Source organism: Actinomadura sp. NAK00032 (assembly GCF_013364275.1).
In the GTDB taxonomy this organism is placed as follows: Bacteria; Actinomycetota; Actinomycetes; order Streptosporangiales; family Streptosporangiaceae; genus Spirillospora.
On sequence record NZ_CP054932.1, the window covers coordinates 9,177,511 to 9,202,254 of the forward strand.

Sequence of the window (24,744 nt, forward strand, 5' to 3'; positions counted from 1 at the left end):
GGGGTCGCCGCGGGCCGCCGGATCCCCGGCGGAAACGGCGGCCCCACGGTGCTCCTCCGCCGCGATAGGTCCCTTACGTCCGGTGGAACCGGCGATCCGAGCGCTTATCGTGGATCGCATGCCCATTGCGAACTGTCTGGGAATGAGCCCGAACGCATGAGCGGGGCCGTCGCCACCGCGCTGGTCGCCTGGGGCAACGCCTGGCTCACGGGGCACGTCGGGCTGGACGAGGCGGTCGACGCCGTCGAGAAGAACGCCGGCCCGCAGATCCTCGGCGGCGAGCCCGCCGAGGTGACGCTGCGCCGCGGCCTGGGCGACCTGCGCGTCGGCGGTCTGTCGGCGCTGCGGCTGGCGCTGCCCGAGCCCGGCGACCCGCTCGGCCTGACCGGCCCGCCCGCGTTCAACGCCGCGGCGATCGACGCGGGCGCCGCCGTGGTAGCCGTCCTGGACGGCCGGGCGATGGGCCTGGTCCCCGCCGAGGACCGGCGCGGCTCGTCCTACGTCGGCGTCCGCTGGACGCCCCACGAGGCGTCGGCGGCGCTCCCGGACGTCCCGTCCCTCGCCGAGGCCGACCGGAGCCTCACACTCGCGATGCGGGACGCCACAGAGGCACTGCTGACGGTCGACGACTTCGCGGGCGTCCCGCCCGAGATCGCGGACGCGCTGGTCGACCTACGCGACCCCGACCGCGGCGACCACCCACTGGCCCCCGGCTACCCACAGCGCGCCCACCGCGTAGCCGCACTGGCCGGCCGGCTTTCCCTGGTAGTCGACCTGGCCCGCCAGATGGACGACCGCGGCCTCAGCGCGGACCAGATGACCCGCCGAGGCGAGGCCCTACGTCTCCTGGACGCGGCGGTCCGCAGAGCCCTAGTGGCGGCCTGCAACAGCGCATTCGACCCAGTACCAGGAACAGACCGCTAGCAGGGCCCAGACAAGGGGGCGTAGGGGGAACCACACAAAGGGGGTGTGGGGGGAACCCCCACCGGGGGCGTGGGGGGCTGGCCCCCACCGGGGGTGAGGGTGTCTTCCGCGAAGCTCCAGCGGAGCGGAAGACACCCTCACCCCCGCCACCCGGGGGGTGTGGGGGTCGCCCCCCACATCAGGAGGGCTCGCCCCCCCACATCAACCCCTTACGACGATGGTGTTGCAGATCTTGTCGGCGAAGGTCTGCTTGCGGTCGTCCCACAGCGGCCAGAGGAAGCCGATGTAGCACAGGAAGCTGTCGGCGATGTGGGCGATCTTGCGGACGAACGCCATGCCGAAGCCGATGGGCTGGCCGGTCTGCGCGCTCACCAGGCGGATGCCCATCTGGCGCTTGCCGATGGACTGGCCGGTGGTGCCCTCCTGGTAGCAGATCCACAGGCCGCCCGCGACGGACAGCGCGAGGCCGACCAGCATGAACAGCAGGCCGAGCACGGCGGCGCCGCCGCTGCCGGAGCTGGTCAGCAGGAGGCTGAGCAGGTAGAGGACGAAGACCGGACCGGCGAAGATCAGGTAGTCGATGATGTAGCCACCGGCACGCGAGCCCCACTCGGCCAGCTGGCCGGTCGAGCCGTAGTGGTGGTGGTGGACCTCCTGGTAGCCCGGCTGCGCGGGCGCCGCGGGGGCGCCGTAGCCCGGCTGGGCGGGAGGCTGCTGGCCGTACCCGGGCTGCGCCGGAGGCTGGCCGTAGCCCGGCTGCGCGGGCGGCTGGCCGTAACCGGGCTGCGCCGGGGGCTGGCCGTAACCGGGCTGGGCCGGGGGCTGCTGGCCGTACCCGGGCTGCTGCTGCCCGTAGCCCGGCTGCTGACCGTACGGGTCGTAGGGGTTACCCACACTTGCTCCTTATTGATTGACCCTGTGGTTATGTGACGCCCGCCGGACCCGGTGGGCTCCGCAAGTCTGACCGAGTATCGACTTCGGCTCAAACCCGCAGGATTCCCAACCGGACGAGCTGCCACAGCTCCGACCCCACGAGGGCGGTGCCGAGCATCCAGGCACGGGTCTTCGGCTGGAGTGCCCACCACCGTCGTCCCAGGCCCAGCGGTGCGGCGGCGACGGCGATCGCGCCGGTCAGGGCGACCGGGTTCGCGAGGACGGCCTGGCCTGGACGGCCCGAGCCGAGCTCGATGAACACGGTCGTGCCCCCGCACATGGGACACGGGATTCCGGTGAGCGCCCGTAGGGGACAGAGCACGCCGGGGTCGTTGACGCGGTGGATCCATGACGCGCCGATGGCCGCGACGGCCATCGCCGCAACGCGCAGCGCGGTCCCCAGGGGGCCGTGCCGCGCTGCGGTGAGGGTCCGGCTGACGATCCCGCCGAGCACACCGTCCGGTGCACCGGTGGCCGCCGCCCCGGGCGCTCCCCCCAACGAATCCTCCGCCTCGATGACATACAGGTGAGTGACCCGTATACGGGTGCACCCGGAGGCAGGTCAAGTGCGGGCAACGATCCGCGACAGGACCGTTACGGAGTGCACGGCGACTCCACCCCAGGGGTAAGAGTAAGACAAATGGGCAGGTACGTGGGCACTCTTTCTTGCTAAGAGTTTCTTGACGTCCTCCCCTGCCTGAAGGCGGGGGATTCCAACCCCGTCCCCTATACGGAGAGGAGAGCGGGTTGAGGTTCGCGGTTCACCGGCCCGCCTGACGGCGTGCCTCCCCGCGCGGCCACCGTGCGCCCCACGGCGGTGTCTCCGATGTTGCAGGCGGTGTCTTTGATGTTGCGTGCGGTGTCTTTGATGTTGCGTGCGGCGTTGACGTCGGCGTTGGCCCGGTGCCCGCAGGCGACGCATCGGAACACCGCTTGGCTCTCGCGGTTGTCCCGGGCGCGGTGCCCGCACGCGTTGCAGGTCTGCGACGTGTACACCGGGTCGACCCGGACCACCCGCCCCGGTGCCTTCTGCTCCAGGCGGGTCACCAATTGCCCCCAGCCGTTGGCCAGGATGCCCCGGTTGAGCCCGGCCTTGGCCCGAACCCCGGTGCCGGGTGCCTCGATGGTGCCGCGCGCCGACCGGGTCATCCCGGCCACATCGAGGTCCTCGACGGCGATGACGTCGAACCGGCGGGCCAGATCCGTCGAGGTCTTCTCCACCCAGTCCTTGCGGCGGTCGGCCTCACGCGCCTTGAGCCGCGCGACGGCGGCCTTGACACGGGCACGCCGGTTCGACCCCGCTTTCGCGCGGGTCAAGCGCCGCAGCAGCCGCTTCAACCGCTCGGCCTCCCCCGGCGTCAAACCCGGCACGCTGCTGGTCTCGCCGGTGGACAGCGCAGCCGACACCGCCACACCCCGATCGACACCGACCGCCGCACCATTGCCCGGTACGGGAACGGGGTCGGGGATGGCGGCGAACGCGACATGCCAACGGCCCGCGCGGTCACGGGTCACCCGGAACGACCTGGCGTCCGGCACGGGGCGGGACCAGCGGAACCGCACCCACCCCACCTTCGGCACCCGCACCTCGCCCATGCGGCGCGACAACCGCCGCACATCCCACGCCCGACCCCGGGCACCGACAATCCGGAACCCCTCATGCACCCCCGCCTTACGCCACGTAGGGCGGCGGTGCGTACCGGCGAAGAAGTTCGCCATCGCCTGCGCGAAGTCCTTGAGCGCCTGCTGCTGCACTGTCTGCGAACCGGCCGCCAGCCACGGATTCGCGGCGCGGGCCTCGGTCAGTTGGCGTGCTTGGGCGACATACCCCGGAGCGGAGCCGCGTCGCGGCGTCCACCAGGAGTGCTGTTCAACGGCCAGGTTCCAGACGTACCGGGCGTGCGAGCAGTGCTCCAGCAGCCCCGCCTCCTGGGCAGGGGTCGGGCACAGCCGGTACCGGGACACGCTCCGCAACCTACCGACCACCACCGACAAAACCAGGAGACCACAGCACCGCATCGTGCCGCGTCCCCTCCCCGCCCTGAAAGACGGGGTCTCCACGCTCAGATATCCGATGAATTGCCGGCGGCGCACGCGTCGGAAAGCATGAACGTGGGGAGGACGCACGCAAAGCACCGGCCGCGATCACGGGACCGAAGTAAGCCGCTGCCGCGCAGAGGAACCCCCAACTCAACCGCCAAGACCTCGACATACCGGCAGGGCCCGGCATGCCGGCAGGGCCCCGGCATACCGCCAAGGCCCCGGGGGCGTCAGCTCTGCGCGGCGGCGCCGACGACCAGGGGGCCGCCGGCGGCGGGCAGGTGCTCGGCCTCGACGACGTCGGCGATGACCGCGGTGATGTTGTCGGGGCCGCCGTTCTCGCGGGCCAGCTCGATCAGCCGGTCGACCGCGCGCTGCGGATCGGCCTCCGCCGACACGACCTCGTAGATCGCCTGCGCGTCGACCGGGCCGCTGAGGCCGTCCGAGCACAGCAGGTAGCGGTCGCCGAGCCGGGCCTCGCGCAGGCGCAGGTCGGGCTCGCGGTCCTCACGGCCGTCCAGCACCCGGTACAGCACGTGGGAGAGCCGCGACGTCTCGGCGGGGTCGGCCTGCTGGCCGGCCTGCTCCGCCTCCGCCTTCAGCAACTCGTCCATCGTGTGGTCCTGGGTCATCTGGAACAGCTCGCCGTCGCGGAGCAGATAGCCGCGCGAGTCGCCGACGTGCGCCAGTGCCACGGACTCCCCGGACCAGAGCATCGCGGTGAGCGTGGTGCCCATCCGGCTGAGGTCGGGACGTTCCTCGCGGACGATGCGGAGCTTCTCGTTGGCCTCGGCCACCGCGCGGCCCAGCATGTCAACAAGATCGTCCTTGGGGGCGGCGGTGTCCAGCGAGCGCAGTGAGCCGATGACGGTCGAGCTCGCGACCTCGCCGCCGGCGTACCCGCCCATGCCGTCCGCGACCGCGACCAACCACGCACCGGCGTACCCCGAGTCCTCGTTGTTCTCGCGGTTGCACCCGATGTCGCTGCCTGCTGCGTACCTGATTGCTACGTTCATACCAATTTCGATGACGATCCTGTCAGAGGAGTTGTATCAGTAGCGGACAGTGGATTCCCCGGTTTCCCCGGCGGAGCCGGACGATCCGACACCGTGCCGGACCGCGTACAGCGCCGCCTGCGTCCGATCCTGGACTCCCAGTTTCATGAGCAGATTACTGACGTGCGTCTTGACCGTCTTCTCGGACACCACGAGCGCGCGCGCGATCTCCCGGTTGGACCTGCCCCGCGCGATGTGCACGAGCACCTCCCGTTCCCGTTCGGTCAGCGCGGCCATGCCGCGGTCGTCGTCCCGCTCCGCCGTCCCGTCCCGCAGCATCGCCTCGGCCGCGTCCGGCGCGAACAGGACGTGCCCGTCGTTCACCGCCCGGATCGCCTGGACGAGCGCCTGCGGGTCGACGTCCTTGTACAGGTACCCGGCCGCACCCGCCTGCACGGCCGGCAGCACGTGGCCACGCTCCGTGACGCTGGTGAGGACCAGGACCCGTGCCTTCACCCCACGAGCCCGCAGCTCCGTCAGCGCGGCCAGACCGTCGGCGCCCGGCATCTTGAGGTCCATGAGCACGATATCGGGCTCCAGCGATTCGGCCAGTGTCACGGCCGACGCGCCGTCCTCGGCCTCGCCGACGACCTCGATGTCGTCCTGGATGCCGAGGAACGTGCGCAGCCCCTGCCGGACGACCGGATGGTCGTCGGCGATGAGCACCTTGATGACGCCCGGGCCCGCCGTCACAGCGCCACCTCCAGCCGGACGGTCGTGCCTCTGCCGGGCACGGCGTCAATCGTGAGCTCACCGCCGATGGAGTGCGCCCTGGCGCGCATGGAGGCGAGCCCGAGCCCGCCTTGGGGCTCGGTGTCGGACGCGTCGAAACCGGACCCGTCGTCGGCGACCTCCAGCACGGCCTGGCCGTCCGCTGTGGCCAGCCGTACCTCCACTGTGCGCGCGCGGGCGTGTCGCAACGCGTTGTAGAGCGCCTCCTGGGTGATGCGGAACGCGACGGCCTCGTGCTCCTCCGGCAGGACGACGGCCTCGTCGGCGGAGAAGCGCACGTCGGTCTCGTGCGCCCGGTCGAGGACCTCGACGTGCTTGCGCAGCGACGCGACCAGGCCGTCCGCGAGGTCGGCGGGGCGCAGCTCGAAGATCACGGCGCGCAGCTCGGCGAGGGCCTCGGCGGCGAGCCGCTCGACCTGCGCCAGCTCCTGGACGGTCCGCGCCGGGTCGCGCTCGGCCAGCGCGGACGCCGTGCGCGCCGTCAGCCGCAGCGAGAACAGCTTCTGCGCGACGGCGTCGTGCAGCTCGCGGGCCAGCCGGTTGCGCTCCGCGACGACGGTCAGCTCGCGGTTGTGCTCGTAGAGGCGGGCGTTCGCCATCGCGATCGCGGCGTGCGCGGCGAACAGGGTGAGCAGTTCCTCGTCGCCCTCGCTGAAGCCGCCGGGGGTGCGCTTGTTGGCCAGGAAGATGATGCCGAGCACGTCCTCGCCGTCGCGTATCGGCACGCCGAGGAAGTCCTTCAGGACGGGGTGCGCGACCGGCCAGCCCTCGAACTCCGGCTCCCGGCGGATGTCGCCGAGCCGCTTCGGCACGTCGCCCTTCAGCATCGCGGCGAGCATGCCGTGCTGGCGGGGCAGCGGGCCGATCCGCTCCCACTCCTCCTCCGACACGCCCTCGACGACGAACTCGGCGAACGACCCCTCGTCGTCGGGCACGCCGAGCGCGGCGTAGCGGGCGTCCAGCAGCTGCGCCGCCGCCCGCACGATCACCTGCAGCACCTCGTGCACGGACAGGTGCCGGGTCACCGCGAGCACGGCGGAGCTGACGGCGTGCAGGGTCGCGCCCTGCTCGCCGCGGCACCCGTCGTCGGTCTGCATCCCGGCCTCTCGTCCTCCCCGGGCCCGCCCCTCGCGAGCGCCCCGGATGAGCGCCCCGCGGTGCTCACTGGTGAAGACCGTACTCTCTGGGCGGGTCTTCCCGAATCAGCCTGGACGAGTATCCCCGCCCTCCGAGCGGGACCCGGGTCCTACGACCATCAGACGAGCCGTCCGGGAACCGGCGGCCGATGCCTCCGGGCGCCCCGGATTCCTAGCGTCGAGGGCATGAAGACGGCACTGATCACAGGAGGCTCCCGGGGCCTCGGGCGGGCGCTCGCCGCCGGGCTCGCGCGGGACGGCTGGACGCTCGTCATCGACGGCCGCGACCCCGCCGCGCTGGCGGCCGCCGCGGCGGAGACCGGCGCGACCGGCATCGCCGGGGACGTCGCCGACCCCGCGCACCGGGCGGCCCTCGTCCAGGCCGTGTCCGGCGGGCTCGACCTGCTCGTCAACAACGCGAGCACCCTCGGGCCCACGCCGATGCCCCGGCTGGACGCGCTGCCGGTGACCGACCTCGCGGACACGCTCGCGACCAACGTGCTGGCGCCGCTCGCCCTGATCCAGGAGTTCCTGCCGAGCCTGCGGGAGCGGCGCGGCGCGATCCTCAACATCACGTCCGACGCGGCCGTGGAGGGCTACGAGACGTGGGGCGGCTACGGGACGTCCAAAGCGGCGCTGGAGCAGCTGTCGAACGTCCTGGCGGCCGAGGAGCCCGACGTGGCCGTGTGGTGGGCGGACCCCGGCGAGATGAACACGGACATGCTGCGCGCCGCCGGCGAGGACGCGGACGCCGCGCCCCCGCCCTCCGAGGCCGCCGCCGCCCTGCACCGGCTGATCACCGACCGCCTCCCGAGCGGCCGATACGAGGCGTCCCACCTGGTGAGGGCGCGATGACAGCCGTCCTGGACCATGATCACGTGGTTGATTCGGGGCGGAGTGTCCTTTCTGTAGGTTTTCGTGGTCCGACGTTCGGGATCGTGCTGGTCGTCACGCTGCTGGCGTTCGAGAGCATGGCCGTCGGCACCGTCATGCCGGTGGTCGCGTCCGACCTGGACGGCCTGGCGCTGTACGCGTGGGGGTTCAGCGCCACGCTGATCAGCAGCCTGCTGTCCACGGTGCTGGCGGGCGGCTGGGTGGACCGGTCCGGCCCGGCGCGGCCGCTCATGATCGGGCTGAGCACGTTCGTCGCCGGGCTCGTGGTCGCGGGCGCGGCACCGGCCATGGGCGTCTTCGTCGCCGGCCGCGCCGTGCAGGGCCTCGGCACCGGCGTCTCGCTCGTCGCGATCTACGTCGTGATCGCCCGCGTGTACCCGGAGGCGCTGCGGCCGCGCGTGTTCGCGGCGCTGTCGGCGGCCTGGGTGCTGCCGTCGCTGATCGGCCCGGCGGTCGGCGGCGCGGTGGCCGAGCACGCCGGCTGGCGGTGGGTGTTCCTCGGGCTGATCCCGCTGGTGATCCCGCCCGCGCTGCTGCTGGTGCCCGCGATCCGCGGCATCAAGCCGGTGGACGCGGGCCCTGGGGCCGGCGCGGGGGCCGGCAGGGCGCGGTACGTCGCCGCCGTGGCCGTCGCGGGCGGCGCCGGCGTCCTCCTCTACGGCCTCGACGGCGCGGGCTGGGCGATGCTCCCCGCCGCCGCGGCCGGGCTCGCGGGGCTGGCGTTCGGCCTTCCCCGGCTGCTGCCCGCCGGGACGCTCCGGCTGCGCCGCGGGCTGCCCAGCGTCGTCCTCGTCCGGGGCCTGCTGTCGGGCGCGTTCGTCGGCACCGACGTCTTCATCCCGCTGGCGCTGACGAAGCTGCACCACTTCAGCCCGACGCAGGCGGGGGTCGTCCTCACGGTCGGCGCGCTCGGCTGGTCGGCCGCGTCGCAGATCCAGGGGCGCTCGCGGCGCCCCCGCGAGTTCTACGCGCTCCTCGGCGCCGTGTTCGTCACCGCCGGGATCGTCCTCACCGCCGTCGCGCTGCAGCTGTCCGGCTGGCTCGCCGCCCCCGCGTGGATCATCGGCGGCGCCGGGATGGGCTTCGCGATCGGCAGCCTGTCCGTCCTGCTCCTCGACCTGTCCCCGGAGGACGAGCAGGGCGTCAACTCGTCCGCGCTGCAGATCAGCGACACCCTCGGCTCCTCCCTCGTGGTCGGCGTCGCGGGCGCGCTCGTCACCGGCTTCGGCGTCGACCGGCTCGGCACCGGCCTCGTCGTCGCCGGCGTGCTGTTCGCCGCGATCGCCCTCCTCGGGGTCGTCGCCGCTCTCCGGCTGGAGGTCCCGAAATGACCGTCGACTTCACCCTGCCGTCCGCCCTGGAAGCCCACGAGCCGCCGGAGGCGCGCGGCCGGACCCGGGACGGCGTCCGCCTCCTGGTGTCGCGGCGCGCCGGCGGCGCCGTCTCCCACCACGAGTTCCGCGACCTGCCGACGCTGCTCGACCCCGGCGACCTGCTGGTCGTCAACACCTCGGCCACGCTGCCCGCCGCCGTCCGGCTCGACCGGATCAGCGTGCACTTCTCCACCCCGGTGCCCGGCGAGGACGACCGGCTGTGGCTCGTCGAGCTGCGCCGCATCGCCGGGAAGGCCAGCCATCCCTACACGGGCGGCTGCCCCGGCGAGTGGATCCCGCTGCCCGGCGGCACCACCCTCACCCTCGTCGAACGGCACACCGCCCGGTTGTGGCGGGCGCGCCTCAGCACCGACGTCGTCCCCTACCTGCGGCGCCACGGGACGCCGATCAGGTACGGGTACGTCCGCCGCGACTGGCCGGCCGCCGCCTACCAGACCGCGTTCGCCCACGACCGGTCGACCGGCAGCGCCGAGATGCCGAGCGCGGGCCGCCCGTTCACGCCGGAACTGGTGACGGAGCTGGTCTCGCGCGGCGTCCTGATCGCCCCGATCACGCTGCACACGGGCGTCGCGTCCCCCGAGGCGCACGAGCCGCCGTACGCCGAGCGCTACCGCGTCCCGGAGCCGACCGCGGCGCTGGTCGAGCACGTCCGCGCGCGGGGCCGGCGGGTGATCGCCGTCGGCACGACCGCCGTCCGCGCCCTGGAGACGGCCGTGGACGCCTCCGGACGCGTCCGCCCGTCCTCCGGCTGGACGGAGCACGTCGTGACGCCGGAGAGCGGCGTCCGGGCCGTGGACGGGCTCCTCACCGGCCTGCACGAGCCCGCGTCGTCCCACCTGCGGATGCTCACGGCCATCGCGGGCCGCGACCTGCTGGCCGCCACCTACGCGGCCGCACTGGCCGAGCGGTACCTGTGGCACGAGTTCGGCGACCTCAACCTGATCATGTAGCCGTCTCGCATGCCGGACCTGCCGCGCGCCTCCCACGTCACGGCCGGTACCGTGGAAAACAGTTATGGACGGGTCAGCACAGCGCACGCTCCTCATCACACTCACCGGACGCGACCGCCCCGGCGTGACCTCGCGTCTGTTCCGGACACTCGCCGAGTTCCCGCTCACGGTCGCCGACGTGGAGCAGGTCGTCATCCGCGGCCGGCTCGTCCTCGGCGTCCTGCTCGCCTACAGCGAGGGCGCCGACATCGGCCGCGTCTGGAACGCCGCCGAGCACGTCGCCAACGACCTCGACATGGAGATCGAGCTCTCCACGGGCCGCAACCGGCGGATGCCGAAGCGCACCGGGCGGCTGCACGTCACCGTCCTCGGCGCCCCGCTGAAGCCCGCCGCCATGGCCGGGATCTCCGGGCGGATCTCCGCGCACGGCGCCAACATCGACCGCATCGAGCGGCTCGCGCAGAACCCCGTGACCTGCATCGAGATGGACGTCTCCGGCGCCGATCCCGACGCGCTGCGCGCCGCGCTCACCGCCGAGGCCGCCGAGCAGCAGGTCGACGTCGCCGTCCAGCAGAGCGGGCTGAGCCGGCGCGCCAAGCGGCTGATCGTCATGGACGTCGACTCCACCCTCATCCAGGGCGAGGTCATCGAGCTGCTCGCCGAGCACGCCGGCTGCCTCGACGAGGTCGCCAAGGTCACCGAGGCCGCGATGCGCGGCGAGCTCGACTTCGAGGGCTCCCTCCGCGAGCGCGTGGCGCTGCTCGCCGGGCTCGACGCCGCCGCCATCGACGACGTCCGGGGCAAGCTGCGGCTCGCCGCCGGCGCCCGCACGATGGTCCGCACGCTGAAGCGCCTCGACTACAAGTTCGCGATCGTCTCCGGCGGCTTCACCCAGGTCACCGACGCCCTCGTCGACGACCTCGGCATCGACTACTCCGCCGCGAACACGCTGGAGATCGTCGACGGCAAGCTCACCGGCCGCGTCACCGGCCGCGTCATCGACCGCGCAGGCAAGGCCACCGCGCTGGAGCGCTTCGCCCGCGAGGCCGGCGTCCCGATCAGCCAGACGGTCGCGATCGGCGACGGCGCCAACGACCTCGACATGCTCCAGGCCGCCGGGCTCGGCATCGCCTACAACGCCAAGCCGGTCGTCCGCGAGGCCGCCGACACCGCCGTCAACGTCCCCTACCTCGACACGATCGTCTTCCTCCTCGGCATCTCCCGCGACGAAGTCGAGGCCGCCGACGCCGCCGACGCCGCGGCCGACCGCCCGAACCCCGCCTCCTAGACCCACCGCCCCCGCTAGGGTCGCGGGTCATGATCTTTCGGCGTACGGGCGGCGCCGGGGCGACCGACTGGGCCTCGCTCCGGCACGCCTGCGGTCCGGCGGACGACGTGCCTCGGCTGCTGCGCACCGCCGTCGGGCGCGATGACGGCGCCGCGCGAACGGCGCTGGGCGAGCTGGCCGCCCGCCTCACCCACCAGGGCACCCCGTACCCCGCCACGGCGGCGGCGGTGCCCGTCCTGGTCGAGCTGGCCGCCGCGCGGCGGACGCGGCGGCGGCCGGAGTTGCTGTGGCAGCTCGCCGTCATCGCCGAGAGCACCGGCGCCGCACCCGAACTGGTGGAGGAGATCCAGACGGCGCTGCGCGCGGGCGCGCACCGGCTGCTGAAGCTGCACTCCGATACCGACGTCCAGGTGCGGCGGATGGCCTCCTACACCGTGGGGCGGCTCCCCGCCGACAGCGTGCCCTTCGCGCGGCTGCGGCAGATGCGGGATGCCGAAGGCGACGCCGAGGCCGCGGCCGAGCTGCTGCTGGCCGCCGGGGCGCTGCACCCGAAGGAGGCGGCGTCCTGGCTGGCGGACGAGCTCGCGGCGGGACGTCCCGTCCTCACCCGGGCCGCCGCCGCCTGGTCGCTGGCGGTGTACGGCGAGTCGTTCGGCCCGGCCGCCGTGGCCGCCGTCCGGGAGTGCTGGGCCACGTACGACCCGTTGCGCGACAGCCCGTGGTCGGACAGCTCGCTCAGCGAGATCATCTCCTCCGCTCCCCTGGAGGACGCCGTCGAGCTGGCCGGCGCCTTCCTGCGGGGCGAGCCGGGGGAGAACGCCTCGCAGGTCGTGAGCGGGATGCGGTGGCGCTGCCTGTTCTTCCGGTCGGCCCGGACGGGCTTCGGGGACGTGCTCGCCGAGGCCGTCTCCCATCCGGACATGCAGGTGCGGGCGGCGGCGGCTGAGCTGCTCGTGGAGATCCGGCAGGCCGTCCCCGCCGCCGTCGCCGCGCTCGCGGACCACGCGAAGGCGCCGCCGGAGACCGCGCTCGCCGACCGCCGGCACTGGCTGCACGGCCTGCGCACGCCCGAGGGACGCCTCCTCGCCGCCGCGCTCCGCCTGCTGGTCATGGCGGACCACCCGGACTGGCGGCCCGCCGTCCTCGGCGCCTTCGGCGCCGGGTGGTTCGACGGCGAGACCGTCGGCCTGCTCGCGGAGCGCGGGCTGCCGCCCGACCCGCCGCTGCTGGACGTCCTGCGCCCGCACCTGGCGTCCGCCGGGATGGAGACGCTCATGGCCCACGAGCCGGACGTCGCCATCCCCGCGCTCCTGACCGCCTGGGGGCCGGACGCCGCCGCCGCGACGCCCGAGCTGGCCGGCCTCGTCCCCCATGGGCGGCTGGCCGCCGTCACCACGCTGCGGGCGATCGGGCCGGGCGCCTCCGCCGCCGTGCCGGCCCTCGCCGAAGCCGCGACCGGTTCCGGCCCCTGGGATTTCCGCGAAGCGTGCGCCGAGGCGCTGACCGCCATCACCGGCGACGCTGAACACCTCGCCCGGTTCGTGCGGGACGCGGCCGACGCCGGCGAGACCGTCCTGGCGGCACGGCTCGCGCGGGCGCACGGGCTCCCGCTGGACGGCCTCCTCCCCGCCCTGCGGGACCTCGCCGCGGCCGACACCGCGGACTTCGACGGCTGCGAGCGGCGGATCGGCGCGGCCGAGATCGTCCTGGACCTCACCGGCGACACCGCCACCGCGCTGCGCGCCGCCGAGGCGGTGCTGGCGGACGGCCGCGCGCCCGCGATCCGGGCCGCCCGGCTCGCCGGACGGCTCGGCGCAGAGGCCGCCGCTCTCGTGCCCGCGCTGCGCGCGATGGACGACGACGTCACGTCCCACTACCCGGCCGCCCTGGCGATCAAGGAGATCACCGGCGACCCCGGCCCGCTGGTCGACGCCGTCGCCCGCCGGCTCCTGGAGCACGGCGCGGGCCACTGGCTCGCCGACGCCGCCCGCGAACTGGGCGACGCGCTCGAACCCCTGGTCCCGGGCCTGCGCCGGCAGGCCGCCAGCGACCGCAACACCCTCCCGCCGACCTCCCTCGACACCCTCGTCCCCGGCGACCTGGAGCAGCTGGCCGTCCTCGCGGACGTGCTCGCCGCCTGGGACGGCCGCGACCATCCGGCCGATCCGGGCCTTAGGCAGTGATCATCGGGGTACGGGTGAGGCGCGGGGAGAGGGCTCTCCGCGGGCGGGCGACTGAAGGCGGAGGGACCGGCGGTGCTGCAGCGTGCGCGGGAGGCGTACGTTCAGGCGAACGGGCAGGCGACGCCCATGTACGGGGTCGCGGCGGCCGTCGCGGTGGCGGTGCCGCTGCTCGCCGGGGCGCTGACCGGGCACGCCGCGCAGGGCTCCATGATCGCGCTCGGCGCGTACCTGGTGGCGCTGCGGGCGCCTGAGGGGCCGTACGGGGCGCAGGCCCGCAGCCTCACCGTGGGGGTGCTGGTCGTCGCGGTCGGGTCCGCGGTCGGCGGGCTGCTCAGCGGGCACCTGTGGCCGACCGTGATCGTGGTGCCGCCGCTGATCGCGCTCGGCGTCGCGGTGCCGCGGATCGGGTCCACGGCCGGGCTGGCGGTGCTGCTCAGCGCGGTCCGGCCGCCGTCCGCCAACGTGATCGACATCGGGCTGCTGGAGTTGATCGGCGGGCTGCTGACCGCCGGGCTGCTGCTCGCGCCGTGGCCCGCGCGGCGGCTGCGCCCGCTGCGCGCGTCGCTCAGCGAGTGCGCCGACGCGGTCGCCGAGGCGCTCGACGCGGTCGCCGAGGACGTCGCCGCGCACGACGCCGGCCCGCTCGACGCCGTCGAGATCACCAACCCGGACCTGCGCGCCGTCACCCGCGTCCCGGACTGGGAGGCCAAGCGGCGGGCCGCGTCCGAGGCGCTCACCGACGCCCGCGCGACCTACCGCCTCTACCGGACGGGACGCGGCCGCAGCGACCCCACCCGTCCCGAACGGCTCATCGACGCGCTCGGCCGCGTCCTGCACGAGACGGTGACGCTGCAGGCCGTCCTGGAGGCGGCGAAGAACTACCCGCCCGACCGCGAGTGGCGCCTGGAGACGCAGACCGCGATCTCCGCGCTCGCAGCGCGGCTGCGGCTGCTCGCCGGGGCCGTCGCGACGGCGGGCGAGGCGCCGCTCGGCCGCGAGGAGTCCGCGGCCGTCCGGCGGATGGGGCGGGCGGCCGAGCAGATCCGGCGCGCCGGGCTCGCCGGCGACGAGGACCTCGTCGCGGTCGCGCTGATCGGCCAGGTGCGCCGCTCCATCGACCGCATCGCCGGCGAGGTCGCCTCCACCCGCCGGATCGTCGCGAGCGGCCTGCGGATCGGGTTCGGGCCGCCGCGCCTGCCCGGCACCCTCGACCCGATGCCGGTCTGGGACCGGACGCGGCGCGCCGTCCGCACCCGGTCGCCGGTGTTCCGGCAGGTGTCGCGGGTGTTCGTCACGGCGGTCGTGTCGATGGCGCTGGCCGCCGCGCTCGGCCTCTCGCACGGGCACTGGATGACGATCACCGCGATGCTGAGCCTGCGCGCCACCTACGGCGAGACCGTCGACCGGCTCGTGCAGCGCGTCGGCGGCACCGCGGCCGGGTCCGCCGTCGCCGCGGTCATCCTCACCCTGGCGCCGGGGCAGCTCACCGTCGCCGTGATCGCCTTCGCCTTCGCGATGGCCGGGTTCGCGATGCGGTCGGTGAACTTCGCCTACTGGGCGCTGTTCGGCACGCCGCTCGCGATGATGCTGCTCGACTTCTCCACCCCCGCCGGCTGGGTCACCGCGGGGGAGCGGATCGCGCTGACCATCGCCGGGACCGCGCTGTCGTACCTCGCCGTCCGGCTGCTGTGGCCCGCCGGGCACCTGGAGCGGCTGCCGACGCAGCTGAACCGGCTGCTGCGCACGCACGCCGGCCTCGTCCGGGCGACGGCGGACGTCCTCGCGGGCGAGCAGGTCCGGCTGCCGCACGACACGATCGTCGCGGCCGAGCGGGCGGCGGAGGCCGTCGCCGAGACCCGCACCCGGCTCGGCCACGAGCGGCGGCCCGACACCGAGCTGATCAACCAGCTGCGGACCGCCGTGGACGCCGCGCACCGCACCCGCGACCACCTCATCGCGGTCGCCCGGCTGTCCCGGGAGAAGGCCGTCGACTCCGGGCCCGTCCCCGAGATCCTCGACCGGCTCGCCGACGAGTTCGAGGAGACCGCCGTGCTGCTGGAGGAGCCCGAGGAGCTCGACCCGAAGCACGTCCCGCCGGTCGAGGAGCTGGGCGAGGAGCTCGCCGACCTCGACTCGCACCTGTCCACGCTCACCCGGCGGCGGCGCGCCGAGATCAAGGCGGGCGTCGACCGGGACGAGGTCACCCCGCTCCGGCAGGCGCTGCTGCAGGTGTCCGGCACCCGCTACACGATCAGGTCGCTGCGCCGGGACGCCGGGACCGTCGTCGAGTCGTCCCTCACCGCCGCGGCGCCCCGCCCGTAGGTCAGTCCTTCGGGGTGCGGACGGTGCGGAGCGTCCCGAGGCCGGGCCGCAGCTCGCTCCAGGCGCCCTCCAGGTCGACCACGGCGAGCGCGCAGGTGGGGAACGCGTCCGGTGCCTCGCCGGTCAGGTCGTGGACGAGCTGGTGCACGGACGGGTTGTGGCCGACGAGCAGCAGTGTCCCGGTGTCCTGCGGGGCCTCCGAGGCGAGCGCGAGCAGTTCGTCGGGGTCGTTGGCGTAGATCACCGGCTCGTAGTCCGCCGGCGCGTCCACCGCCAGCAGGTCGAGCGTCTCCCGGGTGCGGGCCGCCGGCGAGCAGAGCACCCGGGCGGGGACGAGGCCGTTCGCGCGCAGCCATTCCCCGGCCGCCGCGGCGTCGCGGCGGCCGCGGTCGTTGAGGACGCGGTCGATGTCGGCCGTGCCGAACCCGGCGACGGCCTTCGCGTGCCGGAGCACGATGAGCGTGGGCATGACCGCCACATTAGGGCGGGTGGTCACGGCGCGGCGAGCGCCGCCAGCCCCCACAGCACGAGGAGGATGCCGAGCATCCCGCAGATCACGAGGGCGAACCCCTTGGGCCCCGACATCGCCGGCTTCCCGCCGCCGCTCGCCACAGCGCCTCCCGATGGTCCCGTCCGGAGCCGGAGACGTCCGGCCCTCCCCCCAAGCGTACGGGCGCCCGCCCATGCTCCGAACCCGCCCCCGCCCAACCCGGCGACCAGCGAACACGCGGGTTCCGTCCGATCGAGAAGGGGAGACCACCGGCCGTCCCGCTCCGTCGCGCTTCGTCCCACTCCGTCCCCGTCCGGACATGCGGAAGGGCCGGCGGTGGCTGCGCCGCCGGCCCTCCCAGGGGTGATGCGTTCTAGCCGTTCTTGGCGGACTCCTCCTCGGCGGTGGCGGCGCCGTTGGAGTCGGCGCCGACCGCCGCCTCCTCGGGAGCGGCCTCCTCGATGGCCTCGGCCTTGCCACCGTCCACCGGCTCCTTGCCGGACGTGCCGCCCTCGACCGGCGGGCCGGCGGGCGCCGACTCGGCGATCGGGTCAGCGCGCCGCTTGGAGATCACGATCGCGGCGACGACGACCCCGACGGACAGCACGGTCACGCCGACGCGCAGCGCGGTGTTGCCCGCGTAGGTCACCACCGCGTCCGCGACCAGCAGCGCGACCAGGTTCATCACCTTGATCAGCGGGTTGATCGCGGGGCCGGCGGTGTCCTTGAACGGGTCGCCGACCGTGTCGCCGATGATCGTCGCCTCGTGCGCCTCGCTGCCCTTGCCGCCGAGGTGGCCCTCCTCGACGAGCTTCTTGGCGTTGTCCCAGGCGCCGCCGGAGTTGGCGAGGAACACCGCCATCAGCACGCCCGCCGCGATGGCGCCGCCGAGGAACGCGCCGAGCGGCGCGTACCCGAGCGCGAAGCCCACCGCGATCGGCGTCATGATCGCCAGCAGCCCGGGGGTGGCCAGCTCGCGCTGCGCGTCCCGGGTGCAGATGTCCACGACCCGGTCGTAGTCGGGCTTCTCGGTGTAGTCCATGATCCCGGGCTTGGTGCGGAACTGCTCGCGCACCTCCACGACCACCCGGCCGGCCGCCCGGCCCACCGCCATGATCGCCACGCCGGAGAACATGAACACCACGGCCGCACCGATGATCAGCCCGATCAGCACGTTCGGGCTCGCGATCGACAGGTTGAAGTCGAGGAACTCGGCGCCGATCGCGTCCTTCGCGCTGCTGGACGCGTCGTTGAGCGCCGCGATCACCGTCGTCCGGAACGAGCCGAACAGCGCGGTCGCGGCGAGCACCGCCGTCGCGATCGCGATGCCCTTGGTGATGGCCTTGGTGGTGTTGCCGACGGCGTCCAACCGCTCCAGGACGGACGCGGCCTCGCCCTGCACGTCCCCGGACATCTCGGCGATGCCCTGGGCATTGTCCGACACCGGCCCGAAGGTGTCCATCGAGACGATGACGCCGACCGTGGTCAGCAGCCCGGTGCCGGCCATCGCCACCGCGAACAGCGCGACGGTGGTGTTGCCGAAGCCGAGCAGGAACGCCCCGTACACGGCGCCGCCGATGACGAGCGCGGTGTAGACGGCCGATTCCAGGCCGAGCGAGATGCCCGAGAGGATGACGGTCGCCGGGCCCGTCCGGGCGCTGTCGGTGACCTCCTTGACCGGCTTGCGGTTGGTCTCGGTGAAGTAGCCGGTGAGCAGCTGGATGATGCTCGCCAACACGATGCCGATGATCACCGAGCCGAGCGCGACCCAGCGCGGGTCGGCGTCCAGCCCGCGGATCGACTCGTCGGTGACGCCCTTCAGGTCGGCGAACGACGACGGCAGGTACACGAACGCGGCGATCGCCACGAGGACCGCCGAGATGCCCGCCGAGATGAAGAACCCGCGGTTGATCGCCGACATGCCGGAGCGGTCCCCGGCGCGGGGCGCCACCGCGAAGATGCCGATCACCGCCGTGATCACGCCGATCATCGGGACGATCAGCGGGAACACCAGGCCCTCGGTGCCGAACGCCGCGGTGCCGAGGATGAGCGCGGCGACCAGCGTCACCGCGTACGACTCGAACAGGTCGGCGGCCATCCCGGCGCAGTCGCCGACGTTGTCGCCCACATTGTCGGCGATCGTCGCGGCGTTGCGCGGGTCGTCCTCCGGGATGCCCTGCTCGACCTTGCCGACGAGGTCGGCGCCGACGTCGGCGGCCTTGGTGAAGATGCCGCCGCCGACCCGCATGAACATGGCGAGCAGCGCGGCACCGAAGCCGAAGCCCTCCAGCACCTTCGGCGCGTCGCCCTGGTAGGCGAGCACGACGACCGCCGCGCCGAACAGGCCGAGGCCCACGGTGAACATGCCGGCGACGCCGCCGGTGCGGAACGCGATCCGCATCGCGGTCTTCTCGCCGTCCGCCTCGCGGGCGGCGGCCGCGACCCGGACGTTGCCGCGCACCGCGAGCCACATGCCGGTGAACCCGGTGACGGCGGAGAACAGCGCGCCGATGACGAAGAAGATCGAACGTCCGATCCGCTCGCTCGTCGAGTCGGCGGGGAGCAGCAGCAGAACGAGCGGGATCAGTACGACGAAGACCGCGACCGTTCGGAACTGGCGTTTCAGGTAGGCACTGGCGCCCACCTGTACGGCCCGCGCGATCTCTTGCATCTTGGCGGTGCCCTGGCCCGCGGCCAGGACATCGCGGACGAGACCCGCGGCGACGGCCAGTGCGAGCAGCGCGATCACGGCTACGACGACGACCAGGGAGAGGTCGCCGCCGCCGAGATCCACTTCTGCGCTGGCCGGGCTTGACAGGGAAAACCCGGACATCCGTCCTCCTCGACAGGGGCGTTGCGACTCGATCGTCACAAAGAAGACGATCTTTACCGCGTACCCCGCGAGTCATGATTTCGAACACCTCGCACGGCAACGCGGGTGCCGGGAGTCTACGCACGCGCAAGTCGAATGTTAAGGCCGCACGGCCCTTCACAGAGATGTCGCCGAAATGCAACGAGCAATACGCCGGGATTTGACCAATACGCCCACACAGGCGTCATCACCCCAGGTCAGCCGGGGTAACCTGCCCCTTACCTCGCCGTGACCCCGATCGGGGCATACGGCATTGGACGCACCGGCCCGACGCCCGGCGTCGCATTCAAGCTAGGCATTAACACGGAATATGTCCAGACCCAAATCGGCCGAACCGAGATCAACTCGAAGAGAATCTCACAACCCCGGCAACACCAGCCCCACCACCCCCAAATCCACAACCGGCCAACCCACGCCCCCACCGCACAGGCACAGCCGCCAACACACAGAAGCCACCCACCAACCGACGCCGCACCGCCTGAGCAGCGGCGGCCCCGAGGCACTCACGGCGGACGGCAACGGCCACCGGGCTCGACGGCGGACGGTAGGCGAGGGCAGGCACAGGTGCGGGTGCAGCAGATGTGCCGCCCGCCGGGCACGGGTCGGCAGGGTGAGCGCGGAGCGCGGCCGGCGGGCGGAGGGGGGCGGCCTCCGGCTTCACGGCCGACGCGCAGAGCAGCGCGAGAAGCGTCCCGGCGGGCGGAAGCGGACCTTGGGGAGCAGGCCGGTGATGGGGGGCAGCGGGGCGTCGGTGGGTGAGCGTGGGGTGGGTGGGGACGACTGAGGCCCCGCCGCGGTGGCGGGGCCTTGAGTCGTCGGTAGGGGCGCGCGTGCTTTAGATGGTCGCCTCGGCCTCGGCCGGCCAGCTCATCCGGATCTGGACTCCCTTGGGCGTGGCGGCGATCTCCACGTCGTCGGCGAGGCCGGCGATGACCGCCAGGCCCAGCTCGGCGGTGCCCTCGCCCCAGCCGGAATCGAACTCGCCCTCGTCCAGGGCCGCCGAGAGGTCGCCCGGCGTGTCGTCGCCGGGGACGGTGTCGCTGACGGTCACCTCGAAGCGGCGGTCGGCGCCGTTCAGTTCGAGGCGGACGGGCTCGTCCGGGCAGTGCCGGCGGTGCGCCTCCACGGCGCGCGAGCACGCCTCGCCGACCGCGAGCCTGACCTCGTCCAGCAGCGGCTCGGCGACGCCACTGCGGCGGGCCACGGCGGTCACGATCAGGCGGGCGGTCCGCACATGGACGGGCAGCGCGCTGAAGGACAGTTCAACGGTCGACATCTTCGAGCCGCGGGCCGCCTACTTGGCGCCCTTGCGCTTCTCCTCGGCCTCGGCGATCGAGTCGTGGATGCCGAAGACCTTGGTCAGCCCCGTGATCCGGAAGATCTTGAGGATGCGCTCCTGGGTGCAGACCAGTTCCAGCGAGCCGTCGTGCGCGCGGACCCGCTTGAGCCCGCCCACGAGGACGCCGAGGCCGGTGGAGTCCAGGAACTCCACCTTCTCCATGTCCACGAGCAGGTGGAACTTGCCCTTGTTGACCAGGTCGATGAGCTTCTCGCGAAGCTTCGGCGCCGTGTAGACGTCGATCTCGCCCTCCACGTTGATGACGGTGAGGCCATCGTCGGTGGTGTAGTCGTTCACCTTCAGGTCCACAGATCCTCCACGCGCCGTGCAGCACTATCCGATCCCGACGTCCGAACCGCCGGACGGTGGCCGGTCATCGAGACTTCGCCGTGATTCAACCACGCTCCGGCGTCGTACACGCACGTAATCGCCCACTCGGGCGAAAGTTCGCGCCATCCCGTCTGACCTGCTGATCTATCGGCCAGGTCGGGGGGACGGGCATACCGGCGCCGGGGCGTTCCCGTAGTTGTGCCCCGGCTGGCAAACTGAAAACCTGATGGGCGTCCAAAGATCTTCAACTCCCCTCGACCGGCTCCTCGCCGACCCTTCGCGGCGCGATCGCATCACCCATGTGGAGAGCGTTCCCGCACGTCAGGGCCGCCGTGCCGGGTGGCCGTCCTGGGCACCGCCGCTCCTTGTGGAGCGGCTGGCCGCGGCGGGCATCGAGGCGCCCTGGGAGCACCAGGCCGCCGCCGCCGAGCACGCCCACGCCGGCCGGTCTGTGATCATCGCCACAGGGACCGCGTCCGGGAAATCCCTCGCCTACCTGCTGCCCTGCATCGATGCCATCTATGCAGGGGAGGAGAATCCGCGCCGGGAAGGGACCGTCCTTTACCTGTCGCCCACCAAGGCCCTCGCCGCCGACCAGCTCCGCGCGCTCCGCTCCCTGCACCTCACGCGTGTGCGCGCGGCGACCTACGACGGCGACACTCCGCAGGACGAGCGGACGTGGGTCCGCCAGCACGCGAACTACGTGCTGACCAACCCCGACATGCTGCACCGGTCGATGCTGCCGGGGCACGCACGGTGGTCGGCCTTCCTGCGCCGCCTCAAGTACGTGGTCATCGACGAGGCCCATGGATACCGCGGTGTCTTCGGGTCGCATGTCGCGCAGGTCCTGCGCCGTCTGCGCCGGATATGCAAGCGGTATCACGCGTCCCCCACGTTCATACTCGCGTCGGCGACGACGTCATCGCCGGCGTGGGCCGCGTCCCGTCTCACTGGGGTGGACGTGGTCGCGGTGGACGACGATGCGTCGCCGCGCGGCCCCGCGACGTTCGCGCTATGGGAACCGCCGCTGACGGAGCTGCGCGGTGAGCGCGGTGCACCCGTCCGACGCACAGCTACGGCCGAGGCAGGCGACCTTCTGGCCGACCTTGTTGTCGAGGGCGTTCAGACGCTTGCGTTCGTCCGCTCCAGGCGCGGGGCAGAGTCGGTGGCGCTCAGCGCCAAGCGCGCGCTGCACGAGGTAAGCCCTGACCTGGCCGACCAGGTCGCCGCATACCGCGCGGGTTATCTGCCAGAGGAACGGCGTGCGCTGGAGGCCGCCCTCCGCTCCCGCTCGATCATCGGCTTGGCCAGCACGAACGCGCTGGAACTCGGTGTGGACGTCTCCGGGCTCGACGCCGTCCTCGTCTGCGGCTGGCCGGGCACTCGCGCGTCCCTCTGGCAGCAGGCCGGACGCGCCGGACGGTCCGGGCAGGCCGCCCTCTCCGTCCTGGTCGCCCGGGACGACCCGCTCGACACGTTCCTCGTCCACCATCCCGAGGCGATCTTCGGGACGCCGGTCGAGGCGACCGTTCTGGATCCGGACAACCCGTACGTCCTGGAACCCCACCTCTGCTCCGCCGCGTCCGAGATGCCGCTTACCGAGGACGACCTCCCGCTGTTCGGCCCGGCGACCGCCGACCTGCTGCCCGACCTCGTCCGCCGGGGCCTCCTCCGGCGCCGCCCGGCGGGTTGGTACTGGACGCGCCGCGACAAGGCCGCCGACCTGGCCGACATCCGCGGGGCGGGCGGCGCCCCCATCCAGGTCGTGGAACTGTCGACGGGACGCCTTCTCGGCACCGTGGACGAGGCCTCGGCGCACACCACCGTCCATGAGGGCGCGGTCTACATCCACCAAGGCGAGTCCTACATCGTCCAGACCCTGGACCTGGACGACTCTGTCGCGCTCGTAGAAGCGGCTGACCCCGACTACTCGACGACCGCACGCGACGTAACCGACATCAGCATCGTCGAACGGCTGCGCTCTACTTCCTGGGGCGAGGCCACGCTCAACTTCGGAACCGTCGAAGTCACCCGCCAGGTGGTCGCCTACCAGATGCGCCGTCTGCAGACGGGTGAGATGCTCGGCGAGAAGCCTCTGGACCTACCGCCCCGCACCCTCCGCACCCGCGCCGTCTGGTGGACGCTCTCCGAGAAGCAGATCTCCGCCCTGGACGACGACCTCGACCTGGCGGGCTCTGCCCACGCTGCGGAACACGCTTCGATCGGCCTGCTTCCGCTGTTCGCCACATGCGACCGCTGGGACATCGGTGGCGTGTCCACGGCTGTCCACCCCGACACAGAGCTTCTTACCGTCTTCGTATACGACGGCCATGAGGGCGGTGCGGGGTTCGCCGAACGCGGCTACGCGGACGCCGCCTCCTGGCTGCGCGCCACTCGCGACGCGATCGCGTCCTGCGAGTGCGAATCGGGTTGCCCGTCCTGCATCCAGTCACCGAAGTGCGGCAACGGCAACGACCCCTTGGACAAGCACGGCGCGCTCACTCTGCTCGACGTCCTCCTGGCCAAGGCCCCCGAGTAGCGCTGCGCCGGACCGCCCGACGCGGCCGTCCAGCGCCGGGCCATGCCGCCAGCGCTGCGCTGGGCCGTCAGTTCGGTGCGACGCGCTGGGCCGGGACCGATGGTGAGTCGTCCATGCCACGGCGCGCCTGGGCGAGCGCCTGCTGTAGCTTCCGCCGCTCCAGTTCGAGCGTCTGCAGGGACTCCTCGTGCTCGTCCCGCAGATCACGCAGTTCCCGCCGCACGTTCATCGCCCGCCGGAACCCCAGCGTCGCGACCATCACCCCGGCCATGAACACGATCGCGACCACGGCGCCGGCCATGAAGATGTGCCACTGCTGCGTGATCCCGGGAATCTCGTCACCGAACACCGCCAACCGGGCATCACCGGCGTTGTCCAGCACGACGGCGACACCGGCCGCGGCGGCGGCGAGCGCGACGATCAGCCCCAGAAAGATCATGCGGGGTCTCCTCTCCATCAGGCCCGCCGGGGACAGGGCCGAGGTCTCGGACGACAGGGACGCATTGCCGGACGATCCGGGCGATCCGACTGGCAAGGCAGCCTAGACCCTGCCCATACGCCCCGCCAGCCCACCTGATCAGCAGCCGTCTCGCCCACCGCCTCTCGTCGCGGCGCCCGGGTCACGCCAAAGACGTCCGAGAGCCCGCCGCCTCCCTACCCGGCCGGTGCCACGCGTTCCAGGTCCTCGATGCCGCCGGACATGATCGTGCGGAGGTGCTCGGTGATGTGCTGGAGCGGCCAGTCCCACCAGGCCAGGGCCAGGAGTCGCCGGATGTCGTCCTCGCTGTAGCGGCGGCGCAGAAGCCCGGCGGGGTTGCCGCCGGCGATGCCGTAGTCGGGGACGTCGTCCACCACCACGGACCCGGAGGCGATGATCGCGCCATGCCCGATGCGGACGCCGGGCATGACCATGGCGCGGTAGCCGAGCCAGACGTCGTTGCCGAGCACCGTGTCGCCGCGTCCGGGCAGGCCGGTGATCAGGTCCATGTGCTCGGCCCAGGAGCCGCCCATGATCGGGAAGGGGAACGTCGACGGGCCGTCCATGCGGTGGTTGGCGCCGTTCATGATGAACCGCACGCCCTCGCCGAGCGCGCAGAACCGCCCGATGACCAGCTTCTCCGGCCCGTAGTGGTACAGGACGTTGCGGGTCTCGAACGCCGTCGGATCGTCCGGATCGTCGTAGTAGGAGAACTCTCCGACCTCGATCAGCGGCGAGGTGACCAAGGGTTTCAGCAGCACCACGCGCGGCTGGCCGGGCATCGGATGCAGCACGGTCGGGTCGGCGGGGACGGGCGGCATGAAAGATCACGTCCTTTCTCTAAG

20 protein-coding genes are annotated in these 24,744 nt (G+C 72.9%); 8 read left to right on the forward strand and 12 right to left on the reverse strand.

Features of this window, described 5'->3' with window-relative positions:
• Positions 1–156: 156 nt before the first annotated feature.
• Positions 157–924, forward strand: a complete 768-nt coding sequence (locus tag HUT06_RS42405; RefSeq protein ID WP_176200849.1) for a hypothetical protein — start codon at positions 157–159, stop codon at positions 922–924.
• Between the two features lie 201 nt (positions 925–1,125).
• Here the strand turns inward: HUT06_RS42405 and HUT06_RS42410 are convergent, their stop codons facing one another.
• The 6 genes from HUT06_RS42410 to HUT06_RS42435 all read right to left on the reverse strand — a co-directional run bounded on the left by HUT06_RS42410 (position 1,126) and on the right by HUT06_RS42435 (position 6,781).
• Entirely contained in the window at positions 1,126–1,818 is a 693-nt protein-coding gene (locus HUT06_RS42410; protein ID WP_176200850.1) for an RDD family protein, read from the reverse strand.
• 88 nt (positions 1,819–1,906) lie between these two features.
• Positions 1,907–2,356, reverse strand: a complete 450-nt coding sequence (locus HUT06_RS42415; protein WP_254715687.1) for a DUF2752 domain-containing protein — start codon at positions 2,354–2,356, stop codon at positions 1,907–1,909.
• 227 nt (positions 2,357–2,583) lie between these two features.
• Complete coding sequence (locus HUT06_RS42420) at positions 2,584–3,822, reverse strand: RNA-guided endonuclease TnpB family protein (RefSeq protein WP_176200851.1); 1,239 nt, start codon at positions 3,820–3,822, stop codon at positions 2,584–2,586.
• A gap of 305 nt (positions 3,823–4,127) precedes the next feature.
• The gene (locus HUT06_RS42425; protein ID WP_176200852.1) at positions 4,128–4,913 is read right to left on the reverse strand and encodes a PP2C family serine/threonine-protein phosphatase; all 786 of its coding nucleotides are present in this window, start codon (positions 4,911–4,913) and stop codon (positions 4,128–4,130) included.
• A 36-nt stretch (positions 4,914–4,949) separates the two neighbouring features.
• A complete protein-coding gene (locus HUT06_RS42430; RefSeq protein ID WP_176200853.1) occupies positions 4,950–5,645 on the reverse strand; it encodes a response regulator transcription factor in 696 nt (231 codons plus the stop codon).
• A complete protein-coding gene (locus HUT06_RS42435) occupies positions 5,642–6,781 on the reverse strand; it encodes a GAF domain-containing sensor histidine kinase (RefSeq protein WP_176200854.1) in 1,140 nt (379 codons plus the stop codon). Before HUT06_RS42435 ends, HUT06_RS42430 begins: the two co-directional genes overlap by 4 nt.
• Positions 6,782–7,006: 225 nt before the next feature.
• Here HUT06_RS42435 and HUT06_RS42440 point away from each other — a divergent pair, with 225 nt between their 5' ends.
• The 6 genes from HUT06_RS42440 to HUT06_RS42465 all read left to right on the forward strand — a co-directional run bounded on the left by HUT06_RS42440 (position 7,007) and on the right by HUT06_RS42465 (position 15,851).
• Positions 7,007–7,675 (forward strand): SDR family oxidoreductase, encoded by a 669-nt coding sequence (locus HUT06_RS42440; RefSeq protein ID WP_176200855.1) that lies wholly within the window; start codon positions 7,007–7,009, stop codon positions 7,673–7,675.
• 83 nt (positions 7,676–7,758) lie between these two features.
• The gene (locus tag HUT06_RS42445; protein ID WP_254715688.1) at positions 7,759–9,045 is read left to right on the forward strand and encodes an MFS transporter; all 1,287 of its coding nucleotides are present in this window, start codon (positions 7,759–7,761) and stop codon (positions 9,043–9,045) included.
• On the forward strand, positions 9,042–10,058 hold the full coding sequence (locus tag HUT06_RS42450; protein WP_176200857.1) for an S-adenosylmethionine:tRNA ribosyltransferase-isomerase: 1,017 nt from the start codon (positions 9,042–9,044) through the stop codon (positions 10,056–10,058). Before HUT06_RS42445 ends, HUT06_RS42450 begins: the two co-directional genes overlap by 4 nt.
• Before the next feature lie 64 nt (positions 10,059–10,122).
• The gene (gene serB, locus HUT06_RS42455; RefSeq protein WP_176200858.1) at positions 10,123–11,346 is read left to right on the forward strand and encodes a phosphoserine phosphatase SerB; all 1,224 of its coding nucleotides are present in this window, start codon (positions 10,123–10,125) and stop codon (positions 11,344–11,346) included.
• Positions 11,347–11,375: 29 nt separating this feature from the next.
• Positions 11,376–13,529: a hypothetical protein gene (locus tag HUT06_RS42460; RefSeq protein ID WP_176200859.1), complete on the forward strand. Its 2,154-nt coding sequence runs from the start codon at positions 11,376–11,378 to the stop codon at positions 13,527–13,529.
• Positions 13,530–13,601: 72 nt separating this feature from the next.
• A complete protein-coding gene (locus HUT06_RS42465) occupies positions 13,602–15,851 on the forward strand; it encodes an FUSC family protein (protein WP_176200860.1) in 2,250 nt (749 codons plus the stop codon).
• Between the two features lies 1 nt (position 15,852).
• Here the strand turns inward: HUT06_RS42465 and HUT06_RS42470 are convergent, their stop codons facing one another.
• The 4 genes from HUT06_RS42470 to HUT06_RS42485 form a co-directional block, all read right to left on the reverse strand.
• Complete coding sequence (locus tag HUT06_RS42470; RefSeq protein WP_176200861.1) at positions 15,853–16,320, reverse strand: histidine phosphatase family protein; 468 nt, start codon at positions 16,318–16,320, stop codon at positions 15,853–15,855.
• A 394-nt stretch (positions 16,321–16,714) separates the two neighbouring features.
• Positions 16,715–19,174 carry a sodium-translocating pyrophosphatase gene (locus tag HUT06_RS42475; protein WP_176200862.1) on the reverse strand — a complete coding sequence of 820 codons (2,460 nt, stop codon included), beginning with the start codon at positions 19,172–19,174 and terminating at the stop codon, positions 16,715–16,717.
• Positions 19,175–20,048: 874 nt separating this feature from the next.
• Positions 20,049–20,489 carry an ATP-binding protein gene (locus HUT06_RS42480; RefSeq protein WP_138642076.1) on the reverse strand — a complete coding sequence of 147 codons (441 nt, stop codon included), beginning with the start codon at positions 20,487–20,489 and terminating at the stop codon, positions 20,049–20,051.
• A gap of 18 nt (positions 20,490–20,507) precedes the next feature.
• Positions 20,508–20,861 (reverse strand): STAS domain-containing protein, encoded by a 354-nt coding sequence (locus tag HUT06_RS42485; RefSeq protein ID WP_021597910.1) that lies wholly within the window; start codon positions 20,859–20,861, stop codon positions 20,508–20,510.
• A 247-nt stretch (positions 20,862–21,108) separates the two neighbouring features.
• On the opposite strand from HUT06_RS42485, the gene HUT06_RS42490 reads away from it, so the two are divergent.
• On the forward strand, positions 21,109–23,421 hold the full coding sequence (locus HUT06_RS42490; protein WP_176200863.1) for a DEAD/DEAH box helicase: 2,313 nt from the start codon (positions 21,109–21,111) through the stop codon (positions 23,419–23,421).
• Between the two features lie 67 nt (positions 23,422–23,488).
• Here HUT06_RS42490 and HUT06_RS42495 read toward each other — a convergent pair whose 3' ends face one another.
• Entirely contained in the window at positions 23,489–23,860 is a 372-nt protein-coding gene (locus tag HUT06_RS42495) for a hypothetical protein (protein WP_176200864.1), read from the reverse strand.
• Positions 23,861–24,075: 215 nt separating this feature from the next.
• Complete coding sequence (locus HUT06_RS42500) at positions 24,076–24,720, reverse strand: CatB-related O-acetyltransferase (RefSeq protein WP_176200865.1); 645 nt, start codon at positions 24,718–24,720, stop codon at positions 24,076–24,078.
• Between the last annotated feature and the right edge of the window lie 24 nt (positions 24,721–24,744).

Bases quoted from the DNA above. Each gene is read 5' to 3' on its own strand.
- HUT06_RS42405 (WP_176200849.1), top strand. From the start codon at position 157: ATGAGCGGGGCCGTCGCCACCGCGCTGGTCGCCTGGGGCAACGCCTGG.
- HUT06_RS42425 (WP_176200852.1), bottom strand. From the start codon at position 4,913: ATGAACGTAGCAATCAGGTACGCAGCAGGCAGCGACATCGGGTGCAAC.
- HUT06_RS42435 (WP_176200854.1), bottom strand. From the start codon at position 6,781: ATGCAGACCGACGACGGGTGCCGCGGCGAGCAGGGCGCGACCCTGCAC.
- HUT06_RS42440 (WP_176200855.1), top strand. From the start codon at position 7,007: ATGAAGACGGCACTGATCACAGGAGGCTCCCGGGGCCTCGGGCGGGCG.
- HUT06_RS42450 (WP_176200857.1), top strand. From the start codon at position 9,042: ATGACCGTCGACTTCACCCTGCCGTCCGCCCTGGAAGCCCACGAGCCG.
- serB (WP_176200858.1), top strand. From the start codon at position 10,123: ATGGACGGGTCAGCACAGCGCACGCTCCTCATCACACTCACCGGACGC.
- HUT06_RS42460 (WP_176200859.1), top strand. From the start codon at position 11,376: ATGATCTTTCGGCGTACGGGCGGCGCCGGGGCGACCGACTGGGCCTCG.
- HUT06_RS42470 (WP_176200861.1), bottom strand. From the start codon at position 16,320: ATGCCCACGCTCATCGTGCTCCGGCACGCGAAGGCCGTCGCCGGGTTC.
- HUT06_RS42475 (WP_176200862.1), bottom strand. From the start codon at position 19,174: ATGTCCGGGTTTTCCCTGTCAAGCCCGGCCAGCGCAGAAGTGGATCTC.
- HUT06_RS42480 (WP_138642076.1), bottom strand. From the start codon at position 20,489: ATGTCGACCGTTGAACTGTCCTTCAGCGCGCTGCCCGTCCATGTGCGG.
- HUT06_RS42490 (WP_176200863.1), top strand. From the start codon at position 21,109: ATGGGCGTCCAAAGATCTTCAACTCCCCTCGACCGGCTCCTCGCCGAC.
- HUT06_RS42495 (WP_176200864.1), bottom strand. From the start codon at position 23,860: ATGATCTTTCTGGGGCTGATCGTCGCGCTCGCCGCCGCCGCGGCCGGT.
- HUT06_RS42500 (WP_176200865.1), bottom strand. From the start codon at position 24,720: ATGCCGCCCGTCCCCGCCGACCCGACCGTGCTGCATCCGATGCCCGGC.